The sequence below is a fragment of the Acetobacter pasteurianus subsp. pasteurianus LMG 1262 = NBRC 106471 genome, assembly GCF_000285275.1.
GTDB classification, from domain to species: Bacteria; Pseudomonadota; Alphaproteobacteria; order Acetobacterales; family Acetobacteraceae; genus Acetobacter; species Acetobacter pasteurianus.
The window spans coordinates 1-6,390 of record NZ_CADO01000060.1 but is presented as its reverse complement, the minus strand read 5'-3'; the positions used below and the strand labels follow the sequence as shown (position 1 = coordinate 6,390).

The 6,390-nt window shown below is 49.9% G+C and carries 8 protein-coding genes; 4 read left to right on the top strand and 4 right to left on the bottom strand.

Translation table 11 applies throughout. The features are described from left to right. Positions 1-69 precede the first annotated feature (69 nt). The 4 genes from APA10_RS09455 to APA10_RS09440 form a co-directional block, all read right to left on the bottom strand. Positions 70-1,044 carry an NAD-dependent epimerase/dehydratase family protein gene (locus APA10_RS09455; protein ID WP_003631040.1) on the bottom strand — a complete coding sequence of 325 codons (975 nt, stop codon included), beginning with the start codon at positions 1,042-1,044 and terminating at the stop codon, positions 70-72. 84 nt (positions 1,045-1,128) lie between these two features. Beyond that, complete coding sequence (locus APA10_RS09450) at positions 1,129-1,659, bottom strand: DUF192 domain-containing protein (protein WP_035366600.1); 531 nt, start codon at positions 1,657-1,659, stop codon at positions 1,129-1,131. Further along, positions 1,656-2,327: an MBL fold metallo-hydrolase gene (locus tag APA10_RS09445; protein WP_003631042.1), complete on the bottom strand. Its 672-nt coding sequence runs from the start codon at positions 2,325-2,327 to the stop codon at positions 1,656-1,658. The genes APA10_RS09450 and APA10_RS09445 overlap by 4 nt, the downstream gene beginning before the upstream one ends. A 112-nt stretch (positions 2,328-2,439) precedes the next feature. Next, entirely contained in the window at positions 2,440-2,862 is a 423-nt protein-coding gene (locus APA10_RS09440) for a host attachment protein (RefSeq protein ID WP_003631043.1), read from the bottom strand. A gap of 115 nt (positions 2,863-2,977) precedes the next feature. Here APA10_RS09440 and APA10_RS09435 point away from each other — a divergent pair, with 115 nt between their 5' ends. From APA10_RS09435 to APA10_RS09420, 4 genes are all read left to right on the top strand, one after another. Next, a complete protein-coding gene (locus APA10_RS09435; RefSeq protein WP_003631045.1) occupies positions 2,978-4,069 on the top strand; it encodes an XdhC family protein in 1,092 nt (363 codons plus the stop codon). Then, entirely contained in the window at positions 4,063-4,713 is a 651-nt protein-coding gene (locus tag APA10_RS09430) for a nucleotidyltransferase family protein (protein ID WP_080587145.1), read from the top strand. The genes APA10_RS09435 and APA10_RS09430 overlap by 7 nt, the downstream gene beginning before the upstream one ends. 87 nt (positions 4,714-4,800) lie before the next feature. After that, the gene (locus tag APA10_RS09425) at positions 4,801-5,151 is read left to right on the top strand and encodes a RidA family protein (protein WP_003624223.1); all 351 of its coding nucleotides are present in this window, start codon (positions 4,801-4,803) and stop codon (positions 5,149-5,151) included. 293 nt (positions 5,152-5,444) lie between these two features. Continuing rightward, a complete protein-coding gene (locus APA10_RS09420; RefSeq protein WP_035366602.1) occupies positions 5,445-6,218 on the top strand; it encodes a CHAP domain-containing protein in 774 nt (257 codons plus the stop codon). The last annotated feature ends 172 nt before the right edge of the window (positions 6,219-6,390 follow it).

Here is a 6,390-nt window from a genome sequence, read left to right as displayed (position 1 = left end):
GAAAAAATACAACACACTGAAAAATAACAACTTTTCCACAAAAACCGATTCTACACCTCACGAATCAGCTTAACTGAAAGTGTGCCCATACGCCTGAAACCAGCGGGTGAACTCAGGAATACCCTCTTCTAATGTGGTTTGTGGTGCCCACCCGGTAAGCTGTTGAATGGCCGTAATATCGGCCCATGTCTTTTCCACATCAGATTCTGGACGCGGTAGATAACGAATTGCGGCTTTACGGCCCAAAGCCTGCTCTAGCAATTCCACCAAATACTTCACCCGTTCTGGGCGATGGTTCCCTATATTCAGTACGCGCGGCTCTGTTGCGGGGGGCGCATGTTCGTACACAGCCAGCACAGCTGTAACCACATCATCAATATATGTGAAATCCCGTGCCAAAGATGCCCCTTCATAAAGAGTGACATCACGCCCTTCTGTAATTGCACGGGCAAAACTGTAATAGGCCATATCCGGCCTACCCCACGGACCATACACCGTAAAAAATCGTAAACCTGTCTGGGGAATATTATACAGATGGCTATAGGCCGATGACGCCAGTTCAGCCGCGCGTTTTGTAACTGCGTAAAAAGACCCCGGATGATCTACGGGATCTGTTTCTGAAAATGGGAGTTTGCGGTTGCGCCCATATACGGAAGAAGAAGACGCATACACAAAGTGCTTTAAATTTGGCAGTTCACGCGCAAATTCTAACATTGCTACATGCCCACGCACATTGGAATCCGCAAAGACGTAAGGGTCTTTCAGCGAGTAACGCACACCTGCCTGCGCTGCAAAATGAAAGATACCCTCTATATTGAGGGCTTTCTTCTGCAGCTCTTGCAAGTTTTCTGGTTGCCCCAGATCACAACGATAAAAAGTAAACTCTGGCTGTGCTTCAAGCAGGGCAAGGCGCGCCTGCTTGAGCTGGAGATTATAATAACCATTCAGATTATCAATCCCAATCACCTGTTCGCCACGCGCCAAAAGAGCCTGCGTGACATGGAAGCCTACAAAACCGGCGGCTCCAGTTACCAAAAGTGTCAAAATTTATTGCCCTACGCCGCAGGGCAACCCTTTGGCCCTACCCATGATGACTGCAAGAATCTTAGCCGCCAAAACGGCTCTTGATTAAAGCTTTTTACTTAAAGATGGTGCTTCCACCTTATCACCTACAGTGATGCCAAACTTGGCTGTTACGCCCCCTGCCAGCTCAAGCGTAGCAGCTACCGGACCATGACTGCTAATTCGCGCCAAGCTACGTGGCACTGCATTTTCTGTAATGGCCTGAATACGATGATCCGCATCTATGAAAACAATATCCAGCGGAATCAGCGTATTTTCCATCCACATGTCACTTTGTTGTGGTGTTTTCCACACAAAAAGCATGCCTGAGTTTTCTGGAAGATGCTGGCGAAACATTTCCCCTACCTGCTGTTCACGCGGGGTTTTTGCCAACTCAACTGAAAAAACATGCCGCCCACTAGGGGAAACTATAGCCAATTCTTCCCGCGGCAATTCAGCCTGCGCTTGTGTTGGCTCTCCCGTTTCTTCTGCATAAGCAGGTAATAGAGAACCCGCGGCACCGCCGATCATGCAGGCTGCCATCAGCCCCAACAGTTTTTTTGTCAGCACCTTATCTGTTCTCCTTGGTCCCATCATCTTTGCAGAAATGGATTACTGGCACGTTCTGCCCCTAGTGTCGTCAGCCCGCCATGCCCAGGCACGATAACAATGTCATCCCCTAAAGGAAGTAGTTTTTCCTTTATGCCTTGAATAAGCTGTTGGCTATTACCGTATGCAAAATCTGTTCTACCTATTGTTCCTCTAAAAAGAACATCCCCCACAAAAGCAAAACGTGCCTTTTCATCCACAAATACAACATGCCCGGGCGTATGCCCCGGAACATGCACAACACGAAATGTACATCCGAGATAGTTCAGACTTTCACCGTCTTCGGTAAAACGGTCAACATCTGCATTTTCTAAATCCGAAAGCCCGAAATGACGGGCTTGCTCTACAATGGATTGGAGCAAAAACTGATCATGAATATTTGGCCCAACAACATCTGGCCGGGTTTTCTGCGTATTTTCCAGCCCACGGCACAAAGCCGCTACCCCTCCGGCATGATCCAGATGACCGTGCGTGAGCAGAATGGCTTCCACTTCCAGTATATTTTTTTTTAAGAAATCAAGCAGAACATCTGCATCCCCACCAGCATCTACAATAACGGCTTTACGTGTTTTTTCATGCCACAGAACAGAGCAATTCTGCCGAAATGGCGTAACCGGCACGATACGCAACTGCATATCCGGGTAATTGACCTGCATGCCTTAATTCCCCTGTTCTCTATATTATCTGAGCAATGCTTTGATGGGTTTTACACAAAAAAAACTGCCAGAACCAGTGTCTGGCAGTTTTTTATACAACAAAGTGTTCTGCTTATTGAGGCAGCACCCAGCCTGTTTCCGGAATATCAAAGTGCTTACGCAGTTCATGCGCTGGCACATTGGTAAGATCCTTGGTGAATGTTTTGATAATCTTGGCCGTTGCGGGCTTGCTTAGATGTGTTTTGATTTCATGAATAATGGGTGCCGGAGCAGCAACCACAAAACCATCAACCTTACCGCCATGAGCAATCATGCTGTTCATGCGGTCTGCCACAACGCGGGCAAAAGCATCTTTTGCATCATCTGCCGGGGTAGAACCGGAAGGCATTTTACCCGGTGTACCTTCATGGCCACGCGTATCAAAATCCTGCACATCGCGCATTTCGCCTTCTGCATCATGCAGAAAACGCACCTTGCCGCCATCTGCAACAACGTAAACTACCAGGCCATCTCTTGCTTCCGTCATGGAATACATCCTTTTCAAATCACTCTATCAGCCTGCCAGCATGCCGTATTATGCGACATTTAACCACCAGCGCTGCTGCGCTGCTGATGTGCAGTCTGCGTGCTGAGTGATATAGGATTGAGGCATGACAGTTCCAGCCCTCTTTTCCCAACTTGTTACGCCTCTTGATCACGCTCTACTCTGGGCACGTCAGGGGCAGGCCGTTGCCATCGCAACCGTAACAGGCACGTGGGGCAGTTCCCCCCGTCCTGCAGGCAGCAATATGGTCATGAGCAAAAATGGCCTTATGGAAGGTTCCGTAAGCGGCGGTTGTGTGGAAACAGATGTTATGCTGCACGCCCAAGACATTATGGATGGGCAAGCACCAACCGTCATTTCCTATGGTGTCAGCAGTGCGAAAGCATGGGAAGTAGGGTTGGCCTGTGGTGGCAAGCTGGATGTTATGGTGGAGGCTATTCAAAGCCCTGCCTGTCCCACGGGCACATGGCCCCTACATTTGCTGGAACAGATATGTGACCTTCAAGCTTCCCGCAAAGCTGCGGTACTCGTGCGCAATCTGGATGGTAAGCAGCATGTGCTTGTACAACCTCACCAACAAAATACCCAAGAAGGGCTTCCTCCATCTGTGCAGGAAGCTGCCTTCCACCAGCTACAAGATGGGCGCTGCACAACTGTAGAAGAAGCAGATGGGCAAAAATGGTTTGTGCAACCCATTATTCCACCTCCGCGCCTGCTTATTGTGGGAGCGGTACATATTGCACAGTATCTGGCGCGCATGGCGCAGATAACCGGCTTTTCTCCCATCGTCATAGACCCGCGGGAAGCATTGGCAACACCAGACCGTTTTCCGGGCTTGGAAAGTGGCACCACTCTTATTACAGAATGGCCGGACGAAGCCCTGGAGGCCTTGGGGGTTGATACCGTGACCGCCATTGTGACCCTGACACATGATGCCAAACTGGATGACCCAACACTAGAAGCAGCCCTGAAAAGCCCAGCCTTTTATATTGGCGCTTTAGGATCACGCAAAACACAGGCAAGCCGGTTACAACGCTTGCAAACTCTCGGCTTTACCGAACAAGACCTTAAACGCATACGCGGCCCGGTTGGCTTGGCTATTGGGGCAATAGGGGCAGAAGAAATTGCCCTTTCCATTATGGCAGAAATTGTTGCCACCCGCCGTCATGCTCCCTTGGCAGATATACGCGGGTGGTAACACCTTCATTCCTGCGAGGAACATGGGCCTGCGTACTATGTGCGGGCCGTTCTTCTCGCACAGCTCCCGCTAACAAGCTGTTAGCTCTGGACGCGGCGGGGCAACCCATGGTGGTTCAAACACTCAAAAATATTCTTAACAGCAAAGTGGAAACTGTTCTGGCGCTTTTGCCACCAGAGCAGCCAAAACTGGAAGCGGTTATCCGCTCATATTTCCTCCATGCTCTCAAGACAGGAAGGTTACAGTTACAAACTGTTTTGAATGCACAGTCAGGCCTTTCCGCTTCCTTGCACGCAGGTGTTCGGGCTGCTCAAGCGGGAAATGCACAAAGCCTGCTTATGTGTCTGGGCGATATGCCGCTGGTTTCTACAACATTGCTGAACACACTGATGGAAACCCAGCATCACTACACCCCTGCCGCCACGGCACCTGTACGCAACGGTAAGGCGGGCAATCCTGTTGTCTGGAATTCATCACAATTCAGCAAGTTGCTTCAGATTACGGGGGATCAGGGCGGACGTGCGATTTTGCGCAATCTTGGCGCTGATATCCGCCTTATTCCAGCCAATGCTGACGAGCTGGTTGATTTTGATACCCCAGAACGACTGGCAATATATCGTCAGATAACTTTTCCTGACAGTTGACCAGAGGGTCACACGCTCCGACAATTCAAAACAGACCGCAAGTTTTCACTGAACGGTCGTTTTGTCTGTTTTCAACAAGGTATCATCATGAGCAAAATTTTACGCACCAACCCCAACCCCATTCTTTCTGCTGCGGTTGAATACCACGGCTTTATTTTCACGCAGGGCGTTGTCGCTCGCAATCTGGATCAGGATGTTGAAGGCCAGACACGTGACGTGCTGGAACAGATTGACACACTGCTAGAACAGCACGGCACAGATAACACCCGTATTCTGCAGGCTCAGATCTGGGTGAAAGACATTAATGACCGTGACAAGCTGAATAAAATCTGGAGTGCCTGGTTGCCAGAAAACATGGCCCCTGCCCGCGCTTGCGTTCAGGCTGTGATGGCTGACCCACGCATCCTTGTGGAAATCATGGTTACCACTACAAAATAAGCCTTAATATTTGCCAGTTGGTGATGTGAGGAAGCGTGGCATTGATGCAACAACCCTCCGAATCATCATCAACTGGCGCATGTTCCCTGTTCTCCTGAACAAAGACCAGAATGAAACGGAATCAGGCGAATTCGTGACGCGCATTAGGATTAAAATCCTAATTTTTCTTTTTGATACCCATTAATGAAGCAAAGAGTAACTTTAACGATTTTGGTGCGCAATGAACGCTTGCCTGATCTGCATGGATGTTTAATACCTGAACCCGAACATTGCAGTACCCCAACTCACGGCAAATGCGATCAGGAAAGGTAAGCACAATGCGGCACGGACGGTCCGGAATTCTCAAACTGAAGCTGGCCGTTTTATCTTTTCTGTCCGTTTCTGCTTTTACTGCATCTGCATCTGCCCGCACCTATCATGCAGCTTCCCATCATACCGGTGTGCATAAAATTGTATTCTCTGCATCCGGTCATGCTGCAGGCCGATATGCAGGTGGCCGTTGGCACCCTGCTGCCGGGCGTTATCATTCCGGGTATCATGGTGGGCACGTTATCCAGTGCGTTGCTTATGCCAAATCTGCATCTGAAGTCATGCTGCACGGCAATGCGCGGGATTGGTGGCATAATGCAAGCGGCGTTTATGATCGTGGCCATGCCCCAGAAGCTGGCAGTGTGCTGAACTTCCGCGCAACACGCCGCATGCCCTTGGGTCACGTTGCTGTAGTGCGCAATGTTGTAGATAACCGTACCATTATGATTGATCAGTCACATTGGGCACAGGCAGGCATTAGCCGCAACGTGGCCGTGATTGACGTTTCCCCCAACAATGATTGGTCTGCTGTTCGTGTGGCGCTGAATAATCATTCCGGTGGTTTCGGATCCATCTATCCAACCTACGGCTTTATTTACGCCCGCCACCCTGGTGCAGAACGGAACATGCAGCAGGAAGTTATGACGGCATGGGCCAAGAAAGGCACGACAACGCAGTTGGCTCAGGCCCCGGCAACACCTCACCAGATCTCTGCTGGTCAGGAAGATCCCAATATTGCCTTTGATGATAATAACTAAAATCTACGTTTAGTTTCTGCACGAAGCAGTCTTTTCAACGCCCGGCTTTGTCGGGCGTTTTTTATTGCCTTTCCCATGCCCAGAAACCACTGGGGCAGGGCATAAAAAAGGGGAGCAACCTACAGCGTGTCGTCAGTTAAGCAGGATGATGATTGAGGCGAACTGCACGGCT